Origin of the sequence: Aeromonas sp. 600527, assembly GCF_049175415.1 — a bacterium.
Taxonomy (GTDB): Bacteria; Pseudomonadota; Gammaproteobacteria; order Enterobacterales; family Aeromonadaceae; genus Aeromonas; species Aeromonas veronii_A.
On record NZ_JAAKVA010000017.1, the window covers coordinates 1 to 26,547 of the forward strand.

Sequence of the window (26,547 nt, forward strand, 5' to 3'; positions counted from 1 at the left end):
TGAAACGCGGTAGCGCCGATGGTAGTGTGGCATTCGCCATGCGAGAGTAGGACACTGCCAGGCACCCAATACAAGAAGCCCCGCTCAATGAGCGGGGTTTTTTATTGCCTGAAATTCATCACGTCGCCGGATTATTAGACTTCCCCCTTCTTGTCATTCATTGATTACCCTTCTAAAGCCCCAAAAAGACCTCTTTTTCTGTTCAATATTTGCTCACCAATTCAATATGTTGGATACAAAAAGTACAGAATGTGATGCCTCTACCTTTCTTGTGATGTCTCCTCTGGTTTAATTCTTCAGTCCATATTGATGGACCAAGGAATCACAATAATTTAAGGAATAGACTCATGTTCAAGAGAACAGTAACGATGATGCTGGCGGCGGGAACCCTGGTATTAGGCGGTTGCGCATCCAATGGTGGTGCAGAGCAGGCGGGGGCAGACAACAGCGACTTCGGTGGCAAGTCCATCTACCTGCGCGGGGAGATGAACGACTGGATGGCGACTGATGAAAGCAAGGTAGTCAAGGTAGCCGACAAGCTCTACATGGCCAAAGGCACCCTCAAGAAAGAGTGGGCCCCCTACAAGTTCAAGTTTGCTGATTCAGGCTGGAGCTGCGGTACCAACTTTGGCTACAAGAGCCCGAGTGATGGTGTTGCCGTACTGGGTGGTGAGGCGGTGCCGGTCAACCCCTGCTCCAAGTATGAGGACATGAAGTTCTCACCAGATGCTGATGGCGTCTACGAGTTCTATCTGAATATGGCGGGTGAAACACCGACCGTTTACGTCAAGAAGCCCTGATCTATCTCTGAGTGTTAAATCTCTCAGCAAATTAATCAGTTAAGTGCCCTGGCCCAGAAATCTGCTGGCCGGGGCATTTTTTTAGGTTAGAATCGGCGCCCTCATGACATCAGGTGTACTATATGTTGTGCCATTAATTTTAGATGGCACCATTAGTTGTGTTTTCTGCTGTTGTCATGATGTTGATGCATTCACATAAGGTTGATTGAAAATGGCTAAATCGAACCCGGTGCTGGAGAGTGAGCTTGGCTCCCGCCTTATCCCCATGCAGGAAACGTCCCTCGAGATCTGGGATAGCAAGTATCGCCTCAAGAGCAAGGATGGCACTCCCATCGACAGCTCTATCGATGAGACCTACCAGCGGGTAGCCCGTGCTTTGGCGGAGCAGGAGCTGGAACCGGAGGCCTGGTATGAGTCTTTCCTGTGGGCACTGCGCAATGGTGCCATTCCGGCGGGCCGGATCACCTCCAACGCCGGGGCTTTTGAACACAAGCCTGCCACTTCGACCATCAACTGTACCGTTTCAGGCACCATCGAGGATTCGATGGACGATATCCTCGGCAAGGTGCACGAGGCGGGGCTGACCCTGAAGGCTGGCTGCGGCATCGGTTATGATTTTTCGACCCTGCGTCCGCGCGGTGCCTTTGTCTCCGGTGCCGGTGCCTATACTTCCGGCCCGCTCTCCTTTATGGATATCTATGACAAGATGTGTTTCACCGTCTCGTCAGCCGGTGGCCGTCGCGGCGCCCAGATGGGCACCATGGATATCCGCCATCCCGATGTGATCGAGTTTATACAGGCCAAGCGTGAAGATGGCCGCCTGCGTCAGTTCAACCTCTCTCTGCTCATCACCGAAGATTTCGTCAAGGCGGTGAAAGAGGATGCCCCCTGGTCGCTGATCTTCCCCTACACCGCTAAAGAGGTGGAGCAGGATGGCATTGCGCTGGACGATCCCGCTCAGGTGCTATGGGCCGACTGGCCCAACAAGGAAGGGGTTGTATTCAACGAGTTGGGGCAGGTCGCCTGCAAGGTCTACAAGACCATGCCAGCCCGCAAGCTGTGGAATGTCATCATGACCTCCACCTATGACTATGCAGAGCCCGGCTTCATCCTGATCGACAAGGTCAACCAGATGAACAACAACTGGTTCTGTGAAGAGATCCGCGCGACCAACCCCTGTGGTGAGCAGCCGTTGCCGCCCTACGGTGCCTGTCTGCTGGGCTCGGTCAATCTGACCAAGTTTGTGCGCGACCCTTTTACTGAAAACGCGGCATTCGATTGGCAGGCGTTTCGCAAGGTGGTGGCCATCTTTACTCGCATGCTCGACAACGTGGTGGAGATTAACCAACTGCCACTGGCCAAACAGCGCGAGGAGATCACAGCCAAGCGCCGGCATGGCATGGGTTTCCTGGGTCTTGGTTCGACCCTCACCATGCTGCAGATCAAGTACGGCTCTGCGGCATCCGTAGCCTTTACCGAGCAGGTATCCCAGGAGCTGGCGATGACCGGCTGGCAGGAGTCCCTGCGTCTTGCCAAGGAGAAGGGCCCAGCCCCCATCATGGAGCAGGAGTTTGAAGTGACTGGCAAGATGCTGCGTCTGCGCCCGGAAATGGCGGCTGATGGCATCAAGGTGGGCGACAAGGTGAAGGGCAAGGTGCTGCATGCGCGCTACAGCCGCTACATGCAGCAGGTTGCCGAAGTGGATCCTGCGCTGGTCGCCGAGCTGGCCGAAGTGGGTGGGCGTTTCACCCATCACAGCAGTATCGCGCCGACCGGCACCATCTCGCTGTCTCTGGCCAACAACGCCAGCAACGGCATCGAGCCGAGCTTTGCCCACCACTACAGCCGCAACGTTATCAAGCCGGGCAAGAAGAGCAAGGAGAGCGTCGATGTCTACTCCTTCGAGCTGCTGGCCTACCGCGAGCTGGTGAATCCGGCCGCCATGCCCTATGCCGATGATGAGGCGAGCCGTCTGCCGGACTATTTCATTACTGCCGATGACATCACCCCGGCGCAGCATGTGGACATTCAGGCGGCGGCCCAGCGCTGGATTGACTCCTCCATCTCCAAGACCGCCAACGTGCCGACCGATTTCCCGTTCGAGCAGTTCAAGGACATCTACATGTATGCCTCGGACTCCGGTCTCAAGGGGTGCACCACCTTCCGTTTCAACCCGGAGGCCTTCCAGGGCGTGCTGGTGAAGGAGAAGGATCTGGAGAACACCCTGTACGATTTCACCCTGGAGGATGGTTCCGTCATCTCCGTCAAGGGGAACGAAGAGATCGAATACGATGGTGAGCTGCACACTGCCGCCAACCTCTACGACGCCTTGAAAGAAGGCTATTACGGTAAATTCTGAGAACGACATTATGGTCAAGAAGATCGACAAAAAAATCGTCGCCTACAAGGTGCGTACCAAGGATGAACCGCAAGAAGATCTCTCTGCGCAGGATGACGTGGTGCACATGCACGAAACCGTGCTGCGCCCGGAGCGGCTGATGGGTACTACCTACAAGCTGAAGACGCCGGAGCATGTCTCCGAGCACTCGCTGTTCATCACCATCAACGACATTATTCTCAACGAGGGCACGGTGCACGAAACTCGCCGTCCGTTCGAGATTTTCATCAACTCCAAGAGTCTGGAGCACTACCAGTGGATCGTGGCGCTGACCCGCATCATCTCGGCGGTATTCCGCAAGGGGGGGGATGTCACCTTCCTGGTCGAGGAGCTGCGTTCCGTATTCGATCCCAAGGGCGGCTACTGGAACAAGGGCAAGTATGTGCCGTCGCTGATCGCCGAAATTGGCAACGTGATCGAGAGCCATCTCACCGAGATCGGCATGCTCAAGGCGCCGGGGCTGGACGAGCATCAGCAGGCATTTCTGGCCGAGAAGCAGGCCGAGTTGAAAGCCGCTCAGGAGGCTGAAGAGCAGCAGGCGAGCAGTGGTTTTCCGGCCAATGCCGCGCTCTGCTACAAGTGCCACACCAAGGCGCTGGTGCTGAAGGATGGCTGCATGACCTGCCTCAACTGTGGCGACTCCAAGTGCGGCTGACAGACATGCCCAAGTAGTTGAACGATAGAAAAAAGACCGGCCACAGTGCCGGTCTTTGTATTGCTGTTTTTATGCGCAATCAAATCAGGCGGCCCAGTGATTTGTTGCGCGATAGTAAAATCGGGCGTAGCGTTGAGGGTAATAAAACTGTCACGGCCGTGTGGTTTCAATGACATCTGAGATTCACACACGTGGCCCTTCAGTGCCAAGGAGGATGCTTATGGACAATACGGACCGAAAGCTGTTTATCCTGGATACCAACGTTCTGCTTCACGAACCCCTCGCTATCTACTCCTTCAAAGAGCACGACGTGCTCATCCCCATGACGGTGCTGGAAGAGCTCGATAACATCAAGGATCGCAACAAGGATGTCAGCCGCGACGCGCGGGTGGCCATTCGTGCGCTGGAAGATGTGTTCCGCGATGCAACCCCGGATCAGATCACCCAGGGCGTGCCGCTGGCTGGCGAAGCGAGCGGCAATATCTGCATCTTCAGCGATCACCATCTGCCGCAGGATGCCGAGGTCTTTACCGACAAGGAGGCCGACAACCGCATCATCAACGCGGCCCTCTATCTGCAAAAGCACGAGTTGAAGCGTCAGGTGGTGCTGGTCACCAAAGACATCAACATGCGCCTCAAGGCCAAGGGGGCCGGGCTTGCTCACGTTGAAGATTACCGTAGTGACCAGCTGATCGATGATATCCGCCTGCTGGCCAAAGGCTTTCAGGTGGTGCCCGGCAGCTTCTGGGAGCGGGTTGGCGAGTGCGAGAGCGAGACCCATGGCCGCGACACCATCCATGTGATCGATGCCAATCTGCTGGAAGGGGTTCATGTAAACCAGTATCTGGTGGATGAAGAGAATTTCTTCGCCGCCCGGGTGCTCAGCCACGATGGCAACAAGATCCGCATCAAGGATCTGGGCCGCGAGCGACTGATGTCTCGCAAGGCGTGGGGTGTACACCCCAAGAATGTCTATCAGGGGATGGCGCTGGATGCACTGCTCGATCCGCACATCGATCTGGTGATCCTGACCGGCCCTGCGGGTTGCGGCAAAACCTTGCTGGCCATGGCGGCGGCTTTGGAGCTGGTGATTGAGAAGGGCATTTACGAGAAGGTGATCGTCACCCGGAATACCCCGGAAATTGCTGAGAGCATCGGCTTCCTGCCCGGCACCGAAGAGGAGAAGATGATGCCCTGGCTGGCGGCGGTGACCGACACCCTGGAGGTGCTGCACAAGCAGGACGAGAACATGAGCGGCTCGCTCAGCTACATCATGGAGAAGGCCAACATCCAGTTCAAATCGGTCAACTTCATGCGCGGGCGCAGCATCCAGAACACCTTCGTGCTGCTGGATGAGTGCCAGAACCTGACCGCGTCCCAGATCAAGACCATCATCACCCGCTGCGGCGAGGGCACCAAGATCGTCTGCTCCGGTAACCTGGCCCAGATCGACTCTAACTACCTGAGCCCGGTGACCTCGGGTCTGACCTACATCGTCGAGCGTTTCAAGGATTTTGACGGCAGTGCCAACATCTTCCTCAACGGCGTGGTACGCAGCCGACTGGCCTCGTTCGCCGAGGAAAATCTCTGATTTAGCTGACTATCTTCATATGAAAAAGGGAAGCCACTTGGCCTCCCTTTTTTTATCCCGTTACCACTTCAGTGTCCTTGGGTCACTGTCCAAGGTAGCGCAGCAGCCCCGGGTGGTTGCTGTTTTGCAGAATATCCGGTTTGCCTTGCAGGGCGATGCGTCCCTCGTCGACAAACAGCACCTGATCGGCGATAAGCTGGGCATCCTCCGGATTGTGGGAAACCATCAACACGGTAATGCCCTGTTCGCAGGCGAGGCGCGCCACTTCGGCCAGCATCTCCCGGCGCAGGGCGGGATCGAGGGCAGAGAAGGGCTCATCCAGCAGCAGCAGCGGTTTGCCGCGCACCAGCGCGCGAGCCAGCCCAACCCGCTGCTGCTGGCCGCCGGAGAGCTGCTCCGGCAGACGGTTTAGCATCTCGCCAAGACCAACCCGCTCGGCTGCATCGATCACCTGTGCCCGTTGGGCGGCACTCAGGCGCAGCCCCGGGTGCAAGCCGATGGCGATATTGTCGAACACCGACAGGTGGAGGAACAGGTTGTGATCCTGAAACAGGGTGGTGACTGGTCGCTCGGCCGGGCCCAGCGGTAGCAGATCTTCGCCATCGAAGCTGAGGCGGCCTGACTCCACCGGCACGAAGCCGGCGATCATCCCGAGCAGGGTCGACTTGCCCGCGCCGCTTGGGCCGATCAGTGCGGTGATTTCCCCCTTGGGCAGGGTTGCGCTGAAGCTGACGCGCCAGTCGGGGTAGCTGGTTGCAAGCGTATCAATGTTCAGCATGTTTTCCTCCTCAAAGGGTCCGTTCCACCAGCCGGAGCAGCCGCAGAAACGCTGGCACAGGGGCGCAAGGCGTTTAGTATCTCAATGTTGCTCGCCATTTTTTCCTCCAAGACCCCGCTCCACCAGCCAGAACAGGGAGAAACAGAGTGTCAGCAACAGCAGAGCGGTGGCGGCTGCCTCGGTCAATCGATAGCTGCCAAGCTGCTGGTAGAGCAGCCAGGGCAGGGTGGTGAGCTCCTGACTGCCAAACATGGCGATGGCACCGAGATCCCCCAGCGAGAGGATCATCGACAGCGCCATCGCTAGTGCTAGCGGGCGGCGCAGCAGCGGCCACTCCACCAGTCGCAGGCGATGCAGGCCGCGTACCCCCAAGCTATCCGCCAGCCGGTCGTATTGGCGCACCACCAGCTGCATGGGGGCGGAGAGGGTGCGCAGCACGTAGGGTAGCGCCATCAGGGCGTTGACCAGCACCACCAGCCAGGGGCCGAGGGCGAACACATCAGCGAACGGCATAAACAGGATGAAGAGACCGGTAGAGAGCACCACTGCCGGGATCATCAGGATCATCGAGCCGCTTGCCTCCCACAGAGCGGCAGCCCGCCGCTGGCGGGTGCGTACCTTGAGGTGACGGCTGGTGAGCAGCAGGCCGCTGCCGAGCAGGGTCGCCAAGGTGCCCGCCGCCAGCGCAATCAGCAGCGACTGGCCGCTCGCCTGCCACAGTTTGGCGGAAGTGAGCGCCGTCAGCAGACCGGGGTGGAGGCCAGCGACGACGATGGCCAGCAGCGGTGGCAGAAAGATGGCGAGGCCGATACAGAGCGAGAGCAGATCCACCACGGCCGTGCCCGGCTGATGACGGTCCGGCCGCAGGCAGGGGCGACGTGGGGTTACCCTGCTGGCCGGGGTACTCTGCAACTTGTGCTGCAGGGCGAGCAGGGCGGCGGTCAGGATCAGCTGCACCAGCGCCAGTCCGCCCGCGGTGGCGAGATCGAAGTCAAAGCGTAGCGCCTGATAGACGGCTACCTCCAGTGTGGTCGATTTGGGGCCGCCGCCCAGCGCCAGCACGGTAGTGAAGCTGGTGAAGCAGAGCATGAAGATAAGGCTGGCCAGCCCGGGCAATATGCCGCGGATCAGTGGCCACTCCAGCAGCCGGAAGATATGGGATGAGCGCATGCCGAGCTGGCTGGCGAGGCGCCAGCTCGATTCGGGGATGCTCTCTATGCTCTGCAGCATCAGGCGGGCCGCCAGCGGCATGTTGAAGAAGACGTGGGCCAGCAGGATGCCGAACAGGCCGTAGAGGTAGTTGCCGGGATCCAGCCCCAGTGACCGTAGCAGTTGCGGTAGCCACCCCTGTTTGCCGTGTACCGCCACGATACCGAAGATGGCGATGATGACCGGTAGTACCAGCGAGAGGCCAAACAACTTGATCAGCAGGGTTCGGCCAATGAAGCGCCGCCGTGCCAGCGCGCGAGCCATCGGAATGGCGAGCCCCAGGCTCAGCAGGGTGGAGAGCAGTGCCTGCCCCAGACTGAAGCCCAGCACATGGCGCAGATAGGGGTCTGCCAGCAAAGTGCGCGGGGCCAGCGAACCGGCCTGCCACAACAGTGCCACCAGCGGCCCGAGGGATAACAGCAGGATCAACAGGGTGGCTGCACTGCCCGGCAACCACCAGAGGGGACGAGCCTGTGGTTTCAGATGAAGGCTCACTGGGTGACGGCTTGCAGCCACTCGCGGATCCATCCTTTGCGATTGGCTGCCACCTCATCGCTGCTGAAGGCGAGCGGCTTGGCTACGGTGATCATCTGCTCGAAGCCCTTGGGTAGCGGCGTGTCGATCACCGGATACATCCAGTTGCCGGTCGGGATTTCCTGCTGGAAGGCGGGGCTCACCATAAATTGCAGGAACTGGTCAGCCAGCTTCTCCTGTTTGGCGCTCTTCAGCTTGGCAGCCACTTCTACCTGACGGTAGTGACCCTCCTCAAACGCCGCAGCCTGATACTGGGGCTTGTTCTCGGCTATCAGGTGATAGGCCGGAGAGGTGGTGTAGGAGAGCACCATGTCCGCTTCGCCATCGAGGAACATGCCATAGGCCTCTGACCAGCCCTTGGTGACGGTGACCGTCTTCTTGGCAAGCTCGGCCCAGGCTGCAGGCGCCTTGTCGCCGTAGACAGACTTCATCCACAGCATCAACCCCTGCCCCGGGGTGGAGGTACGGGGATCCTGATAGATCACCTTGAGATCGGGGCGCTCCACCAGCTCTTTCAGGCTTTTGGGCGGGGTCTTGAGCTTGCTCTTGTCGTAGACGAAGGCGAAGTAGCCATAGTCGTAGGGGACAAAGGTGTCGTCCTGCCAGCCACCTGGCACCTTGATGCCATCCAGCTTGGCGGGATGGGGGGCGAACAGGCCGCTCTGCTTGGCTTCGCTGATGAGGGCATCGTCGAGCCCCAGTACCATATCGGCCTTGCTGTGGTTGCCCTCCAGCCGCAACCGGTTGAGGATGGCTACCCCATCTTCGAGGGGAACCAGATTGAGGGTGCAGCCGCACTCTTTCTCGAAGGCCTGTTTGATCTTGGGCCCGGGTCCCCACTCGGCAGTGAAGGAGCTGTAGGTGTAGACGGTGAGAGTATCGGCGGCGAACACATTGGCCGACAGCAGGCCGGTGGTGACCAGCAGCAGGGTCTTCATGGGTGGCACTCCCTATTACTTGTTAATAACGAGGTGCCAGCGGGTGAGGGCGCAAAAAATGAGCGCCATGCCTCAAATTCCTCCGCCAGCATTATCTGGATCAGGTACACGGGTATAATCTCAGCGGTAAACCGCACCCCGTTTGAGAAACGAACCGCATTGTATTAACGTTCTTTTGGGTAGACCAGCACAATTGTGCAATACCCATGAGATGACGCCCACCCAACAGAGGATGTTTGCGTGCTTACCAATACCAAGGAAAGGCGTGCCTTTGCGCGCATGGTCATCAATGCTCCGGTCACCGTCTATCAGCAGCAGCTGGAGCTGGAGGGGATCTGCCGGGATCTCAGTGCCAACGGCATGGGGATTGCGGTCTCTGAACACCAGCTCGACATCAATCAGCCCATCCGGATCAGTCTTGCCACCAACAACAACCTGTTGCCCCCCTTTGAAGCTCATGCGCGTATTATACGGGTACTGGAGGAGGAGAGCGGGTTGCTGCTGGCGGTAGAGTTTCTGCCTCAGAGTTAAGCCGTATTCTCCCCATCGGCAGAGGGAGGGGATTACCCTTTCTCCTGAACCGGCTGCACGCTCAACTGCTTGCTATCGACCAGCGTTTTGCTGGTCGATGCTATTTGCCCCGCAGGCAAGGTGGCGGGGCCTGTGGGTTCGAGCAGCAGGTAGTTTTGCCCCTGCCAGTTGAGGGTTGCATCCCCCGGCTTGGCGGGCAGATCAACGGCCAGCAGGGCATGGCCCGGGACGAACACCATCGCCTGTTTCAGCTCGGGAAAGAGCTGGGCCAGCATGGCGGCCATCAGAGTCACCTTGCTGTCGCAATCGCCGCGGTTCTGTTCCAGTACCTGGCGGGGAGTGAGAAACCCCTTGCCCTGCCGGCCGTTCAGGCTATCGAGTTGTTGGTAGGGGATGCTCTGGATAAAGGTGAGCATATGGGCCACGGTCTTTTGCCTAGCTTCCGGTTCGCTGTTCCCTTGCTGTTTGAGCTGTTCTGCCAGCGGGGCCAGGCTGGCACGGCTCTCCAGGGCGATGCGCACATGATCCTGCTTGACGGCAAGCTTGCCGTCCGGCGGGGTAAAGTACTGAAAATAGTGTTGGTCCAGCCACTCTTGCTCAGCCTTGCTGCGTTGTGACTCCAGCCAGGCCATCGCCTCGCGCGCCTTGTCCTGGTTGCGGCTTTTCAGATGCAGCTCCAGCGAGGGCCGGGCGAGGGTGAACTGCACCTCGGGGTATTTCTGACGTACCTCTCGCAGCAACACCTGCAATATCTCTTCCTGCATCCTGGCTGGACGGTAGGCAATGAGGGGCGGCAGCTTGCCCTGTTCGAGCCGGTAGGTGAGCTGTTGTGGCTTGCCTTCGCTATCCAGCCAGCCGACGTTGATCTGGCCGAGGCTGTTGCTGAAGCCGGTTTGGCTGGCCCCCGCAGGCAGGGCAAGCAGCAGGGCACAGAGCAGAGGAATTGCTGTCGGTCTCTTCATCATCCTTTCCTGTGACGCGGACCAGTTCCGGTGGCCCAAAGTGGGAAGCGTAGCGGACAGTAAAACAGGGAGCCGAAGCTCCCTGTTGATTCTACTCGTTTTTTTGCAACTGGCGTGTTAAATCCAGCTCGGTTGCTTCGCCTCAAAGGCGCTGATGGCGGCCTCGTGCTGCAGGGTCAGACCGATGGCATCCAACCCGTTGAGCAGGCAGTAACGGCGGAACTCGTCGATCTCGAAACCGAAGCTGAGGCTACCTGCGCGCACCTGATTGGCCTCCAGATCCACCTCGATCTCGATGCCCGGCTTGGCGGCCACCAGCTGGAACAGGGCATCGACCTCCTCTTCCTTCAGGCGTACCGGCACCATGCCGTTGTTGATGGCGTTGCCGTAGAAGATGTCGGCAAAGCTCGGGGCTATGATGGTTTTGAAGCCGTAGTCCGCCAGCGCCCAGGGGGCGTGCTCGCGGCTCGAGCCGCAGCCGAAGTTCTCGCGGGCCAGCAGAATGCTGGCACCGGCGAATTGCGGTTGGTTGAGCACGAACTCGGGGTTGGGCTGCTGGCCGGCATCGTCCAGGAAGCGCCAGTCGTGGAACAGGTGCTTGCCAAAACCGATGCGGTTTACTTTTTGCAAAAACTGTTTGGGAATGATGGCGTCGGTGTCGACGTTGGCGCTGTCGAGGGGGACGACGATCCCTTTGTGTTGTTTGAATCCTGTCATCTCTCTTCCCTCTTACAGTGCGCGAATGTCGGCGAAGCGGCCGGTAACGGCGGCGGCGGCGGCCATGGCCGGGCTCACCAGATGGGTGCGGCCGGCACGGCCCTGACGTCCTTCGAAGTTGCGGTTGCTGGTGGAGGCGCAGCGCTCCCCTGGTTGCAGCCGGTCGTTGTTCATTGCCAGACACATGGAGCAGCCGGGCAGGCGCCACTCAAAACCGGCCTCGATGAAGATCTTGTCGAGCCCCTCGGCTTCGGCTTGTGCCTTCACCTGCTCGGAGCCAGGCACCACCAGCGCCTGCACGCCAGCGGCCACCTTGCGACCGCGGGCGATGGCGGCGGCAGCACGCAGATCCTCGATGCGGCTGTTGGTGCACGATCCGATAAACACCTTGTCGATGGCGACGTCGGAGAGCTTCTGGCCCGGTTGCAAGTCCATGTAGGCGAGCGCCTTGCGGGCGGATTGCTGCTCCATCAGATCGCTGAAGGATTCTGGCGCCGGAATCGGTTCATTGACGGCGATCACCTGACCCGGGTTGGTGCCCCAGGTGACCTGAGGGGCGATGTCGGCGGCGTCGAGCACCACTTCGGCATCGAATTTGGCATCGGCATCGCTCTTGAGGCTCTGCCAGTAGGCGATGGCCTGCTCCAGCACCTCGCCCTTGGGGGCGAACTCCTTGCCGCGAATGTAGTCTATGGTGGTCTGGTCGGGGGCGATCATGCCCGCCTTGGCGCCGAGCTCGATGGCCATGTTGCACACCGTCATCCGCCCTTCCATGGAGAGGCTCGCAATGGCCTCGCCAGCGAACTCCACCACGTAGCCGGTACCACCGGCGTGGCCTACCTTGCCGATAATGGCCAGTACCACGTCTTTGGCGCTGATGCCCTCGGCCAGCTTGCCATTGACCGAAATGCGCATGGTCTTGGCGCGGCCCTGTTTCAGGGTCTGGGTCGCCATCACATGCTCCACTTCGGAGGTGCCGATACCGAACGCCAGCGAACCGAAGGCGCCGTGGGTGGCAGTGTGGGAGTCACCGCAGACGATGGTGGTGCCGGGCAGGGTAATACCGAGCTCGGGGCCCATCACATGGACTATGCCCTGATATTTGTGGTTGAGATCGTAGAGGCGAACCCCGAACTCTTTGCAGTTGTCGGCCAGCGTCTCCATCTGGATGCGGGCCATCTCGCCGGAGGCGGCGATGTCCTTGGTGGTGGTGGAGACGTTGTGATCCATGGTAGCCCAAGTCAGATCCGGGCGGCGCAGCTGGCGATTCATGGCGCGCAGGCCGTCGAATGCCTGCGGGCTGGTCACTTCATGCACCAGATGGCGGTCGATGTAGATGAGGGGGGTCTCCCCTTCCACTTCCCGTACCACGTGGGCGTCGAATACTTTCTGATAGAGGGTCTTGGCCATTGCTTCTCTCTTCCTTGTTCTCTGTTATGCGGCTCAGATCCGGGCGGCGATCTGGCTACCCATCTCGGACGTGCTCTGCACCGGATGGCGGGCGCTGGCCTGATGCAGGTCGGCGGTGAAGTAACCCTCGGCCAGGGTCTGGGCCACGGCCTGCTCAATGGCCTGGGCGGCAGCCTCTTGACCCAGGCTGTAGCGCAGCATCAGGGCGGCGGAGAGGATCTGGGCGATGGGGTTGGCAATCCCTTTGCCGGCGATATCCGGGGCCGAACCACCGGCCGGTTCGAACAGGCCGAAACCCGATTCGTTGAGGCTGGCGGAGGGGAGAAGTCCCATGGAGCCGGTGATCATGGCGCACTCGTCGGAGAGGATGTCACCGAACAGGTTGGAGCAGAGCAGCACGTCGAACTGGGACGGATCCTTGATGAGCTGCATAGTGGCGTTGTCGATATACATATGGTTCAGTTCGACATCGGGATAATCCTTGGCAACTTGCGTCACCACCTCACGCCACAGAATGGAGGAGGCGAGCACGTTGGCCTTGTCGATGGAGGTGACCTTGGCCTTGCGCACGCGGGCGGATTCGAAGGCTATCTTGGCGATGCGCTCGATCTCGAAGCGATGGTATACCTCGGTGTCGAATGCCTTCTCGGTGGGGCCTTCCCCTTCACGCCCCTTGGGCTGACCGAAGTAGATGCCGCCGGTCAGCTCGCGCACGCAGGCGATGTCAAAACCGCGATCGGAGATGTCGGCACGCAGCGGGGAGAACTGTTCCAGACCGGTATAGATACGGGCCGGACGCAGGTTGCAGAACAGCTTGAAGTGGGCGCGCAGGGGCAGCAGGGCGCCACGCTCAGGCTGATCGTTGGGTGGCAGATGTTCCCATTTCGGGCCGCCCACCGAGCCGAACAGCACGGCGTCGGCCGCTTCACAGCCAGCGATGGTGCTCTGCGGCAGCGGGGTGCCGTGGTTGTCGATGGCGATGCCGCCCACGTCGTGGCGATCATATTCGAAGGCAAAGCCGAACCTGGCCTGCACCTTTTCCAGCACCTTGACGGCCTCGGCCATCACTTCCGGGCCAATGCCGTCACCCGGCAATACTGCGATCCGATAACTGCTCATACACTCTCCATCCTGATATTGTCTTTGAGATCCCTCTGCCCGTTTTTCCCGACGCTGCGCGCGGTTCCCGGTTCAGACGTTCCCCGTCCTGATGTTGTCATTCCATGCCGTCTGTGTGGCTGCGAGTCCTGCTCAGACGGTTTCCGATTTGATGCTGTCATTCCATTCCGTCTGTTTGGTATCGAGTTCGGCTCAGACGGTTTCTGATTTGATGCTGTTATTGCGTTCCATCTGCTCGGCCACCTGATCGGCGCGCCAGATGCTGTTGATCACATGGAGCAGGGCATGGGCCGAGGATTCGATGATGTCGGTAGCCAGCCCCATGCCGTGGAATTTGCGCCCTTTGTACTCGGCGACGATATCGACCTGACCGAGGGCATCTTCCCCTTCGCCCTTGCTCTTGAGGGCATATTTATCGATGCGGATCTCATAGCCGGTGATGCGGTTGATGCACTGGTAGACCGCATCCACCGGGCCGTTGCCGGTGGCCGCTTCGCAAATCAGATCCTGACCCACCTTCAATTTGACCGAGGCGGTGGCCAGTACCGAACTGCCGCTCTGGACCCCGAGGTACTCCAGCTTGAAGTGCTCCGGCTCTTCGTGGATCTGGCTGAAGAAGGCCAGCGCTTCGAGGTCGTAGTCGAACACCTGCCCCTTCTTGTCGGCCAGGGTCAGGAACTTGCCGTAGAGGTGGTCGAGGTCGTAGCTGCTCTCGGCATACCCCATGGACTCCATCCGGTGCTTGATAACGTGACGGCCGGAGCGGGAGGTCATGTTGAGGTTGTTCTGGGTCAGGCCAATGCTCTCGGGAGTGATGATTTCGTAGGTATTTTTCGCCTTGAGCACCCCATCCTGATGGATGCCGGAGCTGTGGGAGAAGGCGTTGGCCCCGACGATCGCCTTGTTGGGCTGCACCGGCATATTGCACAGCTGGCTGACCAGCGTGCTGGTACGATGAATTTCGTTGTGGCGGATATTGGTTTGCACCCCGAGCAGGTCGGCGCGGGTTTTGAGGATCATCGCCACCTCTTCCAGCGAGCAGTTGCCCGCCCGCTCGCCGATGCCGTTGATGGTGCACTCGATCTGGCGGGCACCCATTTGCACCGCGCCGATGGAGTTGGCCACCGAGAGCCCCAGATCGTCGTGGCAGTGGACCGAGATGATCGCCTTGTCGATATTGGGGACCCGGTTGAACAGGGTGTGGATGATGCCGGAGAACTCGGTCGGTACCGTGTAGCCCACGGTATCGGGGATATTGATGGTACGGGCCCCCGCCTTGATGGCGGCCTCCACCATGCGGCAGAGATTATCGATCGGCGTGCGGCCCGCATCCTCGCAGGAGAACTCCACATCATCGGTGTAGCGCAGGGCGTGCTTGATGGCGCCGATCCCCATCTCCAGCACATCCTCGAAGCTCTTTTTCAGCTTGCTCTCCACATGGATGGAGGAGGTGGAGATAAAGGTATGGATGCGAAACGCCTCGGCGACCCGCAAGGCTTCGCCGGCGGCGTCGATATCCTTGGGCAAGGCGCGGGCGAGGGCGCAGACCCGGCTGTTTTTGATGTGGCGGGCGATGGTCTGCACCGATTGAAAATCGCCGGGAGAGGAGACTGGGAAGCCCACCTCCATGACGTCGACACCGAGTCGCTCCAGTGCCTGGGCGATCTGCAGCTTCTCCTTGACTGTCAAACTGGCCGCCAGGGCCTGCTCACCATCACGCAAGGTGGTGTCGAATATGATGACCCGATCTGACATGTGACTCCCCTCTTCCTAAGTTCGGTAACGTGCATCCTGCGGCGGCATAAAAAAACCCGTGCAGGGTGCACGGGTTTTTGTAAATTCCGGCTATGCCTTAGCCCGGCTACAAGGATCCCGCGCGAGTTAACGCGATTAGGGAGATTAGTAGTAGCGGGGTGGCGATACGCATGACGTTGTTATTCCTTCCAGTCGATAACGCTTTTACCAATATCGAGATTTTTATGCTGTGTCAACACGGAAGGTCAGGGGCAATCTGCTGACGTATTTAATCGGATTGTAAAGGATTGCAAATTTCCTTGTCCCATATTCGGCCCATGACCGATTATCTGGTCATTCCTGCTGTGCTCTATTCTCTGCACAACCAGATCGACTTATCAGCATTGGCTGAATTATCTGAGGTGTTAAATGGAAAAACGTAGACCTGGTCGTCCGGTCGGACGTTCTGACATTCGTGACAAGTTGCTTGCTGCCGCCCGTGAGCGTTTTCTCAATACTCCCTATAGCAAGGTGACTACACGCGAAATCGCGGAGCTTGCTGGCTCCAATCTGGCAATGATCCACTACTACTTCGGCAGTAAAGAGGGTCTTTACAAAGCTGTGCTGGGTGATGTGGCCGAGCCTCTCGACCATGCTTGGCAAGATGAGCACAGCAATCACAGCTTGAACGAGCTGCTCAACACCTACTATCAGGTGATGTCGCCCAACAGCGAGTTGACCTCGGCTATCTCCAGCGCATTGTCGACCGAGAAGAGCCCGGGCCGGGATTTTGTGCTGAGCCGTCTGCTGGAGCGTCAGCTGCCGCAGTTTGATGCCCTGCTGGAAACCATGAAGTCCAACGGCGAGCTGGGGGACGATCTGGACCCCGAGATGTTGAAGATCTCCTTCCTCAGCATGATGTGGCAGCCGTTTGTGATGAAAGATCTCTACGAGCAGGTGTTTGGCCTGAAAGTGGATGAGCACTTCATGGCCCGTCTGGCGGATCACAACTGTCGTCTGATGGAGACCGGCCTGCGCGGCAACCACTGATTTTGTCGCTACATCGAAATTAAAAAGGGCAATTAGGCCCTTTTTTCATAAATCTGTTATCCCTTGTTCAACGTCCTGTCATCCCGCCTTCCTACTCTGCAAGCAGAATTCAGGGAAGGAGGAGATATGAACAAGATCCAGCAATGGGACCTTCAGGTGTGCCGGGTCTGCCTGCTTCACGGTTACAACCGGCAGCAGGCGAGGGTGAGTCGTCTCATTTCCCGCACCGGTGATGGCCCGCTTTACGCCGTGCTGGCCGCCTTGCTCTGGTGGCTGGGGGAGGCAGAGCGTGAACTGGTTCGACTGGCGCTGCTTGCCTTCGCCATCGAACTGCCCCTCTATCTGCTGCTGAAAAACAGCCTGAAACGGCAACGGCCAGTCGGTTTGCCGGTCTTTATCACCCCTTCCGATCGCTACAGCCTTCCCTCCGGCCATACCGCCGCAGCCTTTCTGATGGCCACCATACTGGCCACCGGTTTTCCGCTCTGGGCACCCCTGCTGTTTGGCTGGGCGGCACTGGTGGGGGCATCCCGGTTGCTGCTCGGGGTACACTACCTGAGCGATCTGGTAGCCGGTGCTCTGCTGGGGGGCGCTTGCGCCGTGCTGGCGCTCGGCTGGAGCCATTCATGAGGATACTGTTCGGGGTGCAGGGCACCGGCAACGGCCACATCAGTCGCAGTCGCACCCTGGCGCGGGCGCTGCGCACGGCAGGGGTCGAGGTGGATTATCTCTTTAGCGGCCGCTCCGCCGACTGCTACTTCGACATGGAGGAGTTTGGCGCCTACCGCGCCTTTCCCGGCCTCACTTTTGTCAGTCACGAGGGGCGAGTTTCTCCGTGGCGCACCCTGCAAGCCGCCTCGCCGCTCACCTTCTGGCGGGATCTGCGGTCTCTCGACTGCAGCGAATACGATCTGGTGGTGAGCGACTTTGAGCCGCTGACCGCCCACGCCGCCCGCCGCTATGGCAAGCCAAGCCTCACCGTCAGCCATCAGGCCAGCTTCAACTGGCCCATCCCGCGCTGGGGGGAGAATGGGATCAGCCGTCAGCTGATGCGCCACTTTGCCCCAGTGGATCAGCCGCTCGGGCTGCACTGGTTTCACTTCGGCCACCCCTTGCTACCACCGGTGATCGACCCCATCGCCGCCGCGCCGGATAACGGCGAGATCCTGGTCTATCTGCCGTTCGAGCAGAGCGAGGCGATCGCAGCCCTGTTGTCGCGCTTTGGTCAGCAGCGCTTCGTCTGCTTTCATCCCGCCATTCGCACCCCGAGCCAGTGGCGCAACCTGCGCTTCGAACCGCCGTCGCGGCAAGGATTTATCGCCGTGCTGGCCGGTTGTCGCGGCGTCATCTCCAACGCGGGTTTCGAGCTCGCTTCCGAGGCGCTCACCCTTGGCAAGAAGCTGCTGGTCAAGCCCCTTGTCGGCCAGTTCGAGCAGCTGTCCAATGGCAAGACTCTGGAGATGATGGGGCTGGCGACCCTGATGGATGTGCTCGATGCCAATCTGGTGCGTACCTGGCTCGACAGCGCCTCGCCGGGTGCGGTCTGTTACCCCGATGTGGCGGGGGAGTTGGCCCGCTGGCTGGCTGCGGGTGCTGACGAGAGCGTGGCCTCTCTGTCTCGTCGGCTCTGGGCTCGCACCCTGTTTCCGGAGGAGGTGAGTGATCGCCTGAGCGAGCTGGATGGGGGAGAGCGTTTATCCGCTGGCTGGTTATCGCAAGTGAGCGTTGTTGACTAGACTGAAAGGCGACCCCACCAAGGAGAGGATGGAGCAAATGCGCTTTACCAATGAAAACGGCGAAGTCATGAACCTGGCTGACAATCTAACCCTGCACGAACTGCTCGATATGGGCGTCAGCATTTCTGTCAGTGAAGAGACAGATCCGGATCAGCAGATCTGGCTGGCAGAGCCGGATCAGGACAACTGAATCATCATCCGGCATCAAGCCCACCGCTGAACGGTGGGCTTTTTTGTGGCTGTTTTTCTCCTCTGCGGAATGATCCACTGGCCATTCCCCGACATCCTTCCCTTTTGTCTCATGGTCGCAGCGGCAAGTCATTGAATGTTAATAGCTGGTTGAAATGTATGACTGTTCTGGTCAGATAAAGCCGTGGACAAGCGTTATGAAGCGGGTTAAGTTGTTTTTTCACCCGATTTTCGGGTCAATGATGGAAAAATCCTTTTTTTCTACTGTCGACGGGGCTGAATTGGGCCGATCTGCATTCAGATAACAACAAGAAACGGATCGGGCCGTGCCGGGAAGCACGGCATCGTCGGCGGGATTCGCTAAACGGAGCAAAGCCTGGAGGGCTTTATCATGGAGATGTTATCAGGCGCCCAGATGGTGGTTAGAGCGCTGGAAGATCAGGGAGTTGAGCACGTCTTCGGCTACCCTGGTGGCTCAGTGCTCGACATCTATGACGCTCTCTTCGAAAACGGCAAGATGGAGCATGTCTTGGTGCGGCATGAGCAAGCCGCGGTTCACATGGCGGACGGTTACGCCCGTTCCACCGGCAAGGTGGGGACTGTGCTGGTGACCTCGGGCCCGGGAGCGACCAACTGCATTACCGGTATTGCCACCGCCTATATGGATTCCATTCCGCTGGTGATCCTCTCCGGCCAGGTGCCGACCAGCATGATCGGGGAGGATGCGTTCCAGGAGACCGACATGATCGGTATCTCCCGTCCGGTGGTCAAGCACAGCTTCCTGTGCAAGAAGGCGAGCGATATTCCCGAGGCCATCAAGAAGGCCTACTACATTGCCGCCAGCGGCCGCCCGGGGCCGGTGGTGGTGGATCTGCCCAAAGATGTGCAGAACCCGAAAGAGAAATTCCCCTACCAATATCCCGAGACGGTCTCTCTGCGCTCCTACAATCCGACCAAATCCGGTCACAAGGGTCAGATCAAGCGAGCTGCCAAGCTGCTGGTGGATGCCCAGCGCCCGGTGATGTACGTGGGCGGCGGTGCCATCAATGCCAACGCGGATCATCTGGTGACCAAGCTGGCGGAGCTGCTGAATCTGCCGGTGACCACCACCCTGATGGGGTTGGGGGCCTTCCCCGGCACCCATCCGCAATTTATCGGCATGCTGGGGATGCACGGTACCTTCGAAGCCAACAAGACCATGCACAATGCGGATCTTATCTTCGCCGTGGGGGCCCGCTTCGATGACCGCGTAACCAACAACGTGGCCAAGTTCTGCCCCGATGCCACCGTGGTCCATATCGACATCGATCCCACCTCCATCTCCAAGACGGTACAGGCCCATGTGCCCATCGTCGGTTCGGTGGAAACCGTGCTTGAGCAGATGCTGGAAGTGGTCCGCGAGTGTGGCTTCGATAACGACAAGGAGGCGCTGGCGGACTGGTGGAACCAGATCAACCAGTGGCGCTCCCGTCACTGCCTGGCTTACGAAAAATCGTCCACCCAGATCAAGCCACAGCAGGTGATCGAGACTCTCTACAAGGTGACTCAGGGGCAGGCGTTCGTCGCCTCCGACGTCGGCCAGCATCAGATGTTTGCCGCTCTCTACTACCCGTTTGCCAAACCGCGCCAGTGGATCAACTCAGGGGGGCTCGGCACCATGGGCTTCGGTATTCCGGCCGCCATGGGGGCCCAGTTTGCCAACCCGGATGCGGTGGTCTGCTGCGTCACCGGCGACGGCTCGGTGCAGATGAATATTCAGGAGCTCTCTACCTGCATGCAGTACGGGGTGCCCATCAAGATCATCTCCATCAACAACCGTGCGCTGGGCATGGTCAAGCAGTGGCAGAAGATGTTCTACGGCGGTCGTCACAGCCACTCCTACATGGAGTCCCTGCCGGACTTCGTCAAACTGGCGGAAGCCTACGGCCACGTCGGTATCGCGGTGAGCGATCCGGCCGAGCTGGAGAGCGCCATGGAGAAAGCCTTCGCCATGAAGGATCGGCTGGTGTTCATGGATATCTCGGTCGACCCGGATGAGCACGTCTATCCGATGCAGATCAAGTTTGGCGCCATGGATGAGATGTGGCTGAGCAAGACGGAGAGAACCTGATGAGACACATCATTTCAGTACTGCTGGAGAACGAATCCGGCGCCCTGAGCCGCGTGGTGGGTCTCTTCTCCCAGCGCGGCTACAACATCGAGACCCTGACGGTGGCGCCGACCGAGGATCCCACCCTGTCGCGCATGACCATAGTCACCATGGGGGACGAGCGGGTGCTGGAGCAGATCCAGAAGCAGCTGCACAAGCTGGTGGATGTGCTCAAGGTGTGCGACCTGAGCGAAGGGGAGCATATCGAGCGGGAGATCGCGCTGGTCAAGGCGCGCGCCGCCGGTGGGGCCCGTGACGAGCTGAAACGGCTGGCGGATATCTTCCGTGGCCAGATCGTCGACGTCACCCCCGAGCAGTACACGGTACAGCTGGTGGGCACCAGCGAGAAGCTGGATGCCTTTATCAAGACTGCCGCCCAGACCAACGAGATCATCGAAGTGGTGCGCTCCGGCGTCTGCGGCATCTCGCGGGCGGACAAGGCGCTGCGGCCCTGATGGCTGGCGGGACAGCTGATGATGCGTCAGCTGCCACAGAGTGAAAGAAAAGAGGGCTCTGCGGAGCCCTTTTTGTTTGGTTTTTCTTTACGAGGGGAGGGGGGATGTTCGGTATTCATGATCTTGCACTGTTTATGGTCTCGGGGTTGCTGCTCAATATCATGCCGGGGCCCGACTCCCTGCTGGTCATGCTGCGCAGCGGCTCGCAAGGGTGGCGTGCCGGTTCGGTCGCGACGTTGGGCATTGGCACCGGTGTCATGGTGCATGTGCTGGCGGCGGCCCTCGGTCTGTCGGCCCTGCTTAGCGCCTCGGCCGAACTGTTTGCCCTTATCAAGCTGGCTGGCGCCATCTACCTCATCTATCTGGGGTTCTCCCTGCTGCGCCAGCAGGCTACGGGTGCAATGGAGAGAGGGGCCACCCTGCCAGCCCTCTCCTATGGTCAGATTTACCGGCAGGGGGTGCTGACCAATGTGCTCAACCCCAAGGTGGCGCTCTTTTTCCTCGCCTTCGTGCCTCAGTTCATCGCACCGGATGCCCCCGACAAGGCGTTCGCCTTTATCCTGCTCGGTTGCATCTTCAATCTGGGCGGTATCATCTGGTGTCACCTGCTGGTCTTTACCACCGTCTATGCCAGCCACAGGGTGCGGTTGTCACAGCGTCTCGGTCGCTGGCTCAATCGGGGCATCGGCACCCTGTTTGTCGGGCTCGGGATCAAGCTCGCCAGCGACTAGCGCGCGGCTTTCTGACCTGGGGCAGATTATCATGCGCCGCGCTGTGATATGGTCGGCAGTCAGCTGCGGGGCCAGCCCCGCTCTCTCTTTTTCAGGTCAGCCCCACTGGCCGCAGCAGCGAGATCCCTTGCCCAGATGAACATCGCCCGGCTCAAGAACTTTACCGAGATTGTGAAGAACAACTTCAACATCTCGGCGACGGCGGAGAAGCTCTACACCTCCCAGCCAACCCTCAGCAAGCAGATGAAGATGCTGGAAGATGAGCTGGGGCTCGCCCTCTTTACCCGCAAGGGGAAGAATCTGGTCGGCTTGACCAGCGCAGGCGAGCAGGTGATGGAGCTGGCCAAGGGGGTAGTGGCGCAGGTGGAGCAGATCAACCAGCTGTCGCTCGGGGAGCAACTGGCTACCAGCGGGGTGCTGCGTATCGCCACCACCCACACCCAGGCGCGCTACAAGCTGCCAGCGGTGATTACCGAGTTCAGCCGTCGTTATCCCGATGTGGCGATCCAGCTCCATCAGGGGGCACCTGCCCAACTGGCTCAGATGGTGCAAAGCGGCGATGTGGATATGGCGATCGCCACCGAGTCCATGTATTTGTTCGACGAGCTGGCCGCCGTCCCCTGTTATCGCTGGGGGCGCAGCGTGGTGGTGCCCCATGGTCATCCGTTGATCGACTGTCAGCCGCTGTCGATGGCGGATCTGGCCCGCTACCCCCTCATCACCTATGTGTTCGGCTTTACCGGCCGCTCCAAGATGGACAAGGCTTTCAGCCGCCACGGTCTGTCGCCGAAAATCGTGCTGACCGCCACCGATACCGACGTGATCAAGCATTACGTCCGGCTCGGGATGGGGGTCGGGGTGATTGCCAGCGTGGCCTTCGATGAGGGGGACAGGGAGGATCTGGTGAGCCTCAATATCGATCACCTGATCGCTTCGAGCGCCACCCATATTTGTTTGCGCAAACATGCTCACCTGCGCGACTACATGTATGACTTTATCCACCTCTACGCCCCCCATATCAGCCGGGAGACGGTGCAGCTGCACCTTATCAACCAGCCGCCCGCCGCCAATATGGGGGAGTTGCCGTGGCTCTAGCCGCGGGTTGTTATCGTACACAGAGCAAAAATACAGAGACAAAAAAAGAGAGGCCGTGGCCTCTCTTCTGTTTTTTCAGGATGCGTGATTAAGCGCTGCGGGTCGCCAGATTGATAAAGATCTGGGCTCCGACCAGCAGGCAGTCGTCATCGAGGTAGTAGGGGTTGGCATGCAGATAGTTGCAGATCCCCTTGGCCTGACAGCCGCTGCCGAGGAAGAACATGGCACCCTTGCGGCCACGGCAGGCGTTGACCATGTAGCTGAAATCCTCGCTGCCGGTCATCGGCTGACCCTGAGCATTGATCCCCTCAGAGGGCAATACGTCGGCGGCTGCTTGCAGCAGGCGGGCGCAGGCATCGGCGTGGTTCTCGACCGCTGGATACCCTGCATAGACCATCTTGGTCTTGAAGCCGCGCAGTTCGCTCTGGGCCACGATCTCCTTGAAGCTGTTCTTCAGGATCTGGTCGGTTTCGGCATCCATGGCACGGATGGTGCCGCGCGCCTGCACATGGTCGGCGATGGCGTTGGGGATGGTGCCGCCGTTGATCATGCCGCAGCCAAATACGGCCGGGCTGAACGGACTGGTGCGCTTGGCGACGATGTAGTCCATATCCTCGATGATCCGCACCGCTTCGCGGATGGCATCCAGCCCCTTGTGGGGGGTGGAACCGTGGGCGGAGATGCCATGCACATCCAGCGTCCAGGCGGAGCCCCAGGAGGACATCACACCGTGGTTGAACTTGATGGTGCCGGTCTCCATGGCGCCGTCGTTATGGAGGGCATAGACCTCGTCCACCCCCTTCATGCAGCCCAGTTCGACCATCTTCTCGGCGCCCGGTACCCGCATATCCTCTTCCGCCATCTGAAAGATAAAGCGGACGTTGTACTGCAGGCGATCGCGGTTGGCTGCCAGAAACCTGGCTGCGGTCAGGGAGATCGCCATATGGGAGTCGTGACCACAGTTGTGAGCCATTCCCTCGTGGGTCGACTTGAACGCAACGTCGCTCATGTCGTGCATCTCGAGGCCATCCATGTCGGCACGGAAGGCGATGGTCGGCAGCACAGGGTCAACCACCAGATCGCCGTGGAAACCGGTGAAGCCCGGGTAGTCGGTGAGACGGTAGCCAAAGCCTGCCATCAGCTCGCGGCAGTAGGCCGAGGTCTTGAACTCGACGCCGGAGGCTTCCGGAATGGTGTGCAGATGGTGGCGCACTTCCTGACTGAAGTCGCGCAGGGCCAGCAGGGCCGGTTCAATGTGGATGTTGTTCATCAGATGATCCCTTGGATGGAGAAGCCGAGCTGGGCCACCAGCGAGGCGCCGAAGAAGCAGCAGGTGGAGACGATCATGAAGATCAGGATCACTTTCCAGGACATCTTCTTCAGCTCTTCCAGTTGACCGCCCACCGAGAGACCGGCAAAGGCCAGCAGCGGTACGCAGCAGGAGAGGAAGGAGATCTTGGCTACGGCGTCGATAAAGAGGCCGCGCACCGGGGTCTCCGGCAGGCAGATGAGAATGCCGATGATGGTGGCATAGGCAAACGCCGGCAGGGAGGAGGGCAGATAGCGCTTGGCAATCAGCGAAGCGAACACCACCAGCGACATGGCGACGAAGCTGTCACCCATCAGCCAGAGCGGGGTGCCGGTGGTCAGGGTCTGGGTGAACATGGCCAGCAGGATCGCCAGAAAGACGAACCGCATATCCATTACGATGCTTTTCATGCTTTCTCTCCTTTGGCAGTCAGGGCATAGATTTTTTCAGCGAGCGGCAGACCCAGATAGGTAAGGGAGAGGGCGCCGAGGGCAGACGAGAGCAGATTCGAGGCTGCCGCGATACTCAGCACCTGCTGAGCCAGTGCTTCGTCGAGACCGTTGATCAGGGCGCCGGAAGCGGCACTCAGCATGGAGCCTGAGCCCACGCCGGAACCGGCGGCCAGTGCCAGCGGGTGCAGGCCGGTGAGCGGGGCGATACTGCCCAGCACGCTGAACCAGAGGGTGCCGATGACGGAGCCGCACAGGTAGATGGCCAGCACACCGATGTACTCCTGAGAGCCGGTGCCGAACTTGCCCTGAATTACCGCAACGGACGGCTCACGGCTGATGGAGGAGCAGGCCCCGATGGCGCGGCGGCCAAAGCCGAACTTCACCGCCAGCGGAATGGCGATCAGGATCGGCAGCAGGTTGCCAATCTCCTGCAGGAACAGCGGCACGCCGACGCTCAGGATCATCTTCAGGTTGGGGATGATCATCCCCGCGTACTGGGTACCCAGGATCAGCAGGCTGAAGCCCACCATCTTGCCGCAGAAGCCCTCTTCTTTTTCGGTGAAGAGCTGCTTCCAGCCGGGGATGCGATCCTTGACCGGTTTGGCGGAGACAATCATGCCGATGATCACGGCAAAGAGCATCGGCAGGATCGGGATGATGGCGATGCCGATCTTGATCTCCTGTTTGCCTATCAGGTACTGGGCCACAAAGATCAGCATGGCGGTTGCCAATATGCTGACCGTGACCGTCTTGAGGGGGCTGGTTTGCTTCATAGTTTTTTCTCTTGTTATTCCCATGTGTGGCCATCGTCAGGATTGTCCAGACCGATGATGGGGGCATGATAGGGAGGGGCGCGGGGGATGAATGTGACCTTCATCAAGCTGGCCATATGGCATTTTTTCATGGGGTATGCCCTTTAACCCTATGGATACCAAGGGTTAAATGCCGTTAACAGAACGTCAGCATTGGCAGGACAAGATACGCAAACAGGAGGGAGATGGTGACACCGCCCTGCAGGGCGGTGACGCGTATCAGACGGGCGTTTTGAGCCGTGCACTGCGCAGCAGCAGGGGCAGTTGGTAGAGCACCAGGGCGCCGAGCACCAGTCCGGCTCCGGCCAGTTTGGCGCCGCCGAGGGGTTCGCTATAGAAGAGGGTGCTCAGGATCAGCGTCCAGACCGGTTCCAGCAGCATCATCAGGGCTGCGTGAGCGGTAGTCATCTTGCTCAGTGCATGGGTGAGCAGCCAGTAGCGCAATGTGGTGGCGATCAAGACGCTCGCCGCAAACCAGCCCCAGACGCCGTGGCTGACACCGGCCTCGGGCCACTGCTCGGTCAGCAGGGAGAGCAGGGTGCCGAGCAGACCGGTCATCGCCAGCTGAATGCAGGTGAGCCAGGTGGGGGCAATGGATTGGGCAAAGTGGCGATGGACGGCAAGCTGGATGCCGAGGGTGGTGGCCGCCGCCAGAAACCAGAACAGCGAGAGCGACACGCCCCAGTGGGTGCAGCTGGAGAGCAGCAGCAAACCGGCGATGGCAATGGGCAGGGTGAGCCAGTAGTGGCGGCCGGGTTTGGCCCGAAAGGCTGCCCATGCGGCCAGCGGGGCCATCAGGGTCGCAACGCTCATGATAAAGGCGCCGCTGCCGAGCGCATCGCTCTGGCTGATGGCGGTGACCCACAGCAACAGGCTGGCGCCAAGCAGGGTGCCACAACCGGCCGCTCGCACCATCTGGGCTCGGCTCGGTGGTGGCTCGCGCAACCAGGCCAGGGGGAGCAAAAGCAGGGCGGCCAGCAGAAAGCGGCTGCCGATAAAGGCGGCGGGCGGCAGTTCGCGGATCGCCTCTTTCGAGAAGAGCCAGCCAGCGGCAGCCAGCAGGGTGACCAGTACCATCAGCAGCAGGGGCGTGCGGTTCATAGCGCTTGAAGTAGGGAAGTGGGAAGGGGAGCATAAAGAAAGGCGCCGGGTATTGCTACCCGGCGCCTTTCATCTTTGCCCTGTTCCGCTTG

25 protein-coding genes and 1 riboswitch are annotated in these 26,547 nt (G+C 59.7%); of the genes, 13 read left to right on the forward strand and 12 right to left on the reverse strand.

What is annotated here, in order from left to right:
• Positions 1 to 347 precede the first annotated feature (347 nt).
• The 4 genes from G5154_RS17465 (at position 348) to G5154_RS17480 (ending at position 5,444) form a co-directional block, all read left to right on the forward strand.
• Entirely contained in the window at positions 348 to 800 is a 453-nt protein-coding gene (locus tag G5154_RS17465) for a pullulanase (protein ID WP_005349109.1), read from the forward strand.
• Between the two features lie 211 nt (positions 801 to 1,011).
• Entirely contained in the window at positions 1,012 to 3,159 is a 2,148-nt protein-coding gene (locus G5154_RS17470) for an adenosylcobalamin-dependent ribonucleoside-diphosphate reductase (protein ID WP_421251408.1), read from the forward strand.
• 10 nt (positions 3,160 to 3,169) lie between these two features.
• Entirely contained in the window at positions 3,170 to 3,853 is a 684-nt protein-coding gene (locus tag G5154_RS17475) for an NrdJb (protein ID WP_021231985.1), read from the forward strand.
• Between the two features lie 220 nt (positions 3,854 to 4,073).
• A complete protein-coding gene (locus G5154_RS17480; protein ID WP_005358170.1) occupies positions 4,074 to 5,444 on the forward strand; it encodes a PhoH family protein in 1,371 nt (456 codons plus the stop codon).
• A gap of 82 nt (positions 5,445 to 5,526) precedes the next feature.
• Here the strand turns inward: G5154_RS17480 and thiQ are convergent, their stop codons facing one another.
• From thiQ to thiB, 3 genes are all read right to left on the reverse strand, one after another.
• Positions 5,527 to 6,222: a thiamine ABC transporter ATP-binding protein gene (gene thiQ, locus G5154_RS17485; RefSeq protein WP_421251407.1), complete on the reverse strand. Its 696-nt coding sequence runs from the start codon at positions 6,220 to 6,222 to the stop codon at positions 5,527 to 5,529.
• An 81-nt stretch (positions 6,223 to 6,303) separates the two neighbouring features.
• Positions 6,304 to 7,926 (reverse strand): thiamine/thiamine pyrophosphate ABC transporter permease, encoded by a 1,623-nt coding sequence (gene thiP / locus G5154_RS17490; protein ID WP_421251412.1) that lies wholly within the window; start codon positions 7,924 to 7,926, stop codon positions 6,304 to 6,306.
• Positions 7,923 to 8,903 (reverse strand): thiamine ABC transporter substrate binding subunit, encoded by a 981-nt coding sequence (gene thiB / locus G5154_RS17495; protein WP_219264879.1) that lies wholly within the window; start codon positions 8,901 to 8,903, stop codon positions 7,923 to 7,925. Before thiB ends, thiP begins: the two co-directional genes overlap by 4 nt.
• Before the next feature lie 60 nt (positions 8,904 to 8,963).
• Positions 8,964 to 9,054: riboswitch (TPP riboswitch) on the reverse strand.
• A gap of 89 nt (positions 9,055 to 9,143) precedes the next feature.
• On the opposite strand from thiB, the gene G5154_RS17500 reads away from it, so the two are divergent.
• A complete protein-coding gene (locus G5154_RS17500; RefSeq protein ID WP_257123708.1) occupies positions 9,144 to 9,434 on the forward strand; it encodes a PilZ domain-containing protein in 291 nt (96 codons plus the stop codon).
• Positions 9,435 to 9,466: 32 nt separating this feature from the next.
• Here the strand turns inward: G5154_RS17500 and G5154_RS17505 are convergent, their stop codons facing one another.
• The 5 genes from G5154_RS17505 to leuA form a co-directional block, all read right to left on the reverse strand.
• Positions 9,467 to 10,396 carry a transglutaminase domain-containing protein gene (locus G5154_RS17505; RefSeq protein ID WP_421251411.1) on the reverse strand — a complete coding sequence of 310 codons (930 nt, stop codon included), beginning with the start codon at positions 10,394 to 10,396 and terminating at the stop codon, positions 9,467 to 9,469.
• A gap of 117 nt (positions 10,397 to 10,513) precedes the next feature.
• On the reverse strand, positions 10,514 to 11,113 hold the full coding sequence (gene leuD, locus G5154_RS17510) for a 3-isopropylmalate dehydratase small subunit (protein WP_181223445.1): 600 nt from the start codon (positions 11,111 to 11,113) through the stop codon (positions 10,514 to 10,516).
• A gap of 12 nt (positions 11,114 to 11,125) precedes the next feature.
• Entirely contained in the window at positions 11,126 to 12,523 is a 1,398-nt protein-coding gene (leuC, locus tag G5154_RS17515; protein ID WP_216980147.1) for a 3-isopropylmalate dehydratase large subunit, read from the reverse strand.
• A gap of 33 nt (positions 12,524 to 12,556) precedes the next feature.
• Positions 12,557 to 13,642, reverse strand: a complete 1,086-nt coding sequence (gene leuB, locus G5154_RS17520) for a 3-isopropylmalate dehydrogenase (RefSeq protein ID WP_288728110.1) — start codon at positions 13,640 to 13,642, stop codon at positions 12,557 to 12,559.
• Positions 13,643 to 13,834: 192 nt separating this feature from the next.
• Complete coding sequence (gene leuA / locus G5154_RS17525; protein WP_123173743.1) at positions 13,835 to 15,397, reverse strand: 2-isopropylmalate synthase; 1,563 nt, start codon at positions 15,395 to 15,397, stop codon at positions 13,835 to 13,837.
• Between the two features lie 408 nt (positions 15,398 to 15,805).
• Between leuA and G5154_RS17530 the strand changes: the two genes are divergently transcribed.
• The 8 genes from G5154_RS17530 to G5154_RS17565 all read left to right on the forward strand — a co-directional run bounded on the left by G5154_RS17530 (position 15,806) and on the right by G5154_RS17565 (position 22,781).
• Positions 15,806 to 16,426, forward strand: a complete 621-nt coding sequence (locus G5154_RS17530; protein WP_236348182.1) for a TetR/AcrR family transcriptional regulator — start codon at positions 15,806 to 15,808, stop codon at positions 16,424 to 16,426.
• 126 nt (positions 16,427 to 16,552) lie between these two features.
• Complete coding sequence (locus tag G5154_RS17535; protein WP_042052499.1) at positions 16,553 to 17,056, forward strand: phosphatase PAP2 family protein; 504 nt, start codon at positions 16,553 to 16,555, stop codon at positions 17,054 to 17,056.
• Positions 17,053 to 18,162, forward strand: a complete 1,110-nt coding sequence (locus tag G5154_RS17540) for an MJ1255/VC2487 family glycosyltransferase (RefSeq protein ID WP_421222433.1) — start codon at positions 17,053 to 17,055, stop codon at positions 18,160 to 18,162. The genes G5154_RS17535 and G5154_RS17540 overlap by 4 nt, the downstream gene beginning before the upstream one ends.
• A 37-nt stretch (positions 18,163 to 18,199) precedes the next feature.
• Positions 18,200 to 18,352 carry a hypothetical protein gene (locus tag G5154_RS17545; protein WP_005341188.1) on the forward strand — a complete coding sequence of 51 codons (153 nt, stop codon included), beginning with the start codon at positions 18,200 to 18,202 and terminating at the stop codon, positions 18,350 to 18,352.
• 390 nt (positions 18,353 to 18,742) lie between these two features.
• Positions 18,743 to 20,461 (forward strand): acetolactate synthase 3 large subunit, encoded by a 1,719-nt coding sequence (locus G5154_RS17550; RefSeq protein WP_216980151.1) that lies wholly within the window; start codon positions 18,743 to 18,745, stop codon positions 20,459 to 20,461.
• Entirely contained in the window at positions 20,461 to 20,955 is a 495-nt protein-coding gene (gene ilvN, locus G5154_RS17555) for an acetolactate synthase small subunit (protein ID WP_005311605.1), read from the forward strand. Before G5154_RS17550 ends, ilvN begins: the two co-directional genes overlap by 1 nt.
• A gap of 104 nt (positions 20,956 to 21,059) precedes the next feature.
• Positions 21,060 to 21,686, forward strand: a complete 627-nt coding sequence (locus tag G5154_RS17560; protein WP_139394086.1) for a LysE family translocator — start codon at positions 21,060 to 21,062, stop codon at positions 21,684 to 21,686.
• A gap of 135 nt (positions 21,687 to 21,821) precedes the next feature.
• Entirely contained in the window at positions 21,822 to 22,781 is a 960-nt protein-coding gene (locus G5154_RS17565; protein ID WP_421244833.1) for a LysR substrate-binding domain-containing protein, read from the forward strand.
• Between the two features lie 88 nt (positions 22,782 to 22,869).
• Here G5154_RS17565 and G5154_RS17570 read toward each other — a convergent pair whose 3' ends face one another.
• The 4 genes from G5154_RS17570 to G5154_RS17585 form a co-directional block, all read right to left on the reverse strand.
• Complete coding sequence (locus G5154_RS17570; RefSeq protein WP_421244832.1) at positions 22,870 to 24,051, reverse strand: M20 metallopeptidase family protein; 1,182 nt, start codon at positions 24,049 to 24,051, stop codon at positions 22,870 to 22,872.
• A complete protein-coding gene (locus tag G5154_RS17575; RefSeq protein WP_005349183.1) occupies positions 24,051 to 24,500 on the reverse strand; it encodes a hypothetical protein in 450 nt (149 codons plus the stop codon). Before G5154_RS17575 ends, G5154_RS17570 begins: the two co-directional genes overlap by 1 nt.
• Positions 24,497 to 25,315, reverse strand: a complete 819-nt coding sequence (locus G5154_RS17580; protein ID WP_421251406.1) for a DUF3100 domain-containing protein — start codon at positions 25,313 to 25,315, stop codon at positions 24,497 to 24,499. The genes G5154_RS17575 and G5154_RS17580 overlap by 4 nt, the downstream gene beginning before the upstream one ends.
• Before the next feature lie 258 nt (positions 25,316 to 25,573).
• Positions 25,574 to 26,455, reverse strand: coding sequence for a DMT family transporter (locus G5154_RS17585; protein ID WP_421251405.1), 882 nt, complete (start codon positions 26,453 to 26,455; stop codon positions 25,574 to 25,576).
• Positions 26,456 to 26,547 lie beyond the last annotated feature (92 nt).

Coding starts and splice junctions, on each gene's coding strand:
- G5154_RS17560 (WP_139394086.1), top strand. CDS start 21,060: ATGTTCGGTATTCATGATCTTGCACTGTTTATGGTCTCGGGGTTGCTG.
- G5154_RS17585 (WP_421251405.1), bottom strand. CDS start 26,455: ATGAACCGCACGCCCCTGCTGCTGATGGTACTGGTCACCCTGCTGGCT.
- G5154_RS17535 (WP_042052499.1), top strand. CDS start 16,553: ATGAACAAGATCCAGCAATGGGACCTTCAGGTGTGCCGGGTCTGCCTG.
- G5154_RS17565 (WP_421244833.1), top strand. CDS start 21,822: ATGAACATCGCCCGGCTCAAGAACTTTACCGAGATTGTGAAGAACAAC.
- G5154_RS17545 (WP_005341188.1), top strand. CDS start 18,200: ATGCGCTTTACCAATGAAAACGGCGAAGTCATGAACCTGGCTGACAAT.
- G5154_RS17470 (WP_421251408.1), top strand. CDS start 1,012: ATGGCTAAATCGAACCCGGTGCTGGAGAGTGAGCTTGGCTCCCGCCTT.
- G5154_RS17575 (WP_005349183.1), bottom strand. CDS start 24,500: ATGAAAAGCATCGTAATGGATATGCGGTTCGTCTTTCTGGCGATCCTG.
- G5154_RS17540 (WP_421222433.1), top strand. CDS start 17,053: ATGAGGATACTGTTCGGGGTGCAGGGCACCGGCAACGGCCACATCAGT.
- G5154_RS17480 (WP_005358170.1), top strand. CDS start 4,074: ATGGACAATACGGACCGAAAGCTGTTTATCCTGGATACCAACGTTCTG.
- thiB (WP_219264879.1), bottom strand. CDS start 8,903: ATGAAGACCCTGCTGCTGGTCACCACCGGCCTGCTGTCGGCCAATGTG.
- G5154_RS17505 (WP_421251411.1), bottom strand. CDS start 10,396: ATGAAGAGACCGACAGCAATTCCTCTGCTCTGTGCCCTGCTGCTTGCC.
- G5154_RS17465 (WP_005349109.1), top strand. CDS start 348: ATGTTCAAGAGAACAGTAACGATGATGCTGGCGGCGGGAACCCTGGTA.
- leuC (WP_216980147.1), bottom strand. CDS start 12,523: ATGGCCAAGACCCTCTATCAGAAAGTATTCGACGCCCACGTGGTACGG.
- G5154_RS17580 (WP_421251406.1), bottom strand. CDS start 25,315: ATGAAGCAAACCAGCCCCCTCAAGACGGTCACGGTCAGCATATTGGCA.
- leuA (WP_123173743.1), bottom strand. CDS start 15,397: ATGTCAGATCGGGTCATCATATTCGACACCACCTTGCGTGATGGTGAG.
- G5154_RS17475 (WP_021231985.1), top strand. CDS start 3,170: ATGGTCAAGAAGATCGACAAAAAAATCGTCGCCTACAAGGTGCGTACC.
- G5154_RS17550 (WP_216980151.1), top strand. CDS start 18,743: ATGGAGATGTTATCAGGCGCCCAGATGGTGGTTAGAGCGCTGGAAGAT.
- G5154_RS17530 (WP_236348182.1), top strand. CDS start 15,806: ATGGAAAAACGTAGACCTGGTCGTCCGGTCGGACGTTCTGACATTCGT.
- G5154_RS17570 (WP_421244832.1), bottom strand. CDS start 24,051: ATGAACAACATCCACATTGAACCGGCCCTGCTGGCCCTGCGCGACTTC.
- leuD (WP_181223445.1), bottom strand. CDS start 11,113: ATGACAGGATTCAAACAACACAAAGGGATCGTCGTCCCCCTCGACAGC.
- thiQ (WP_421251407.1), bottom strand. CDS start 6,222: ATGCTGAACATTGATACGCTTGCAACCAGCTACCCCGACTGGCGCGTC.
- ilvN (WP_005311605.1), top strand. CDS start 20,461: ATGAGACACATCATTTCAGTACTGCTGGAGAACGAATCCGGCGCCCTG.
- leuB (WP_288728110.1), bottom strand. CDS start 13,642: ATGAGCAGTTATCGGATCGCAGTATTGCCGGGTGACGGCATTGGCCCG.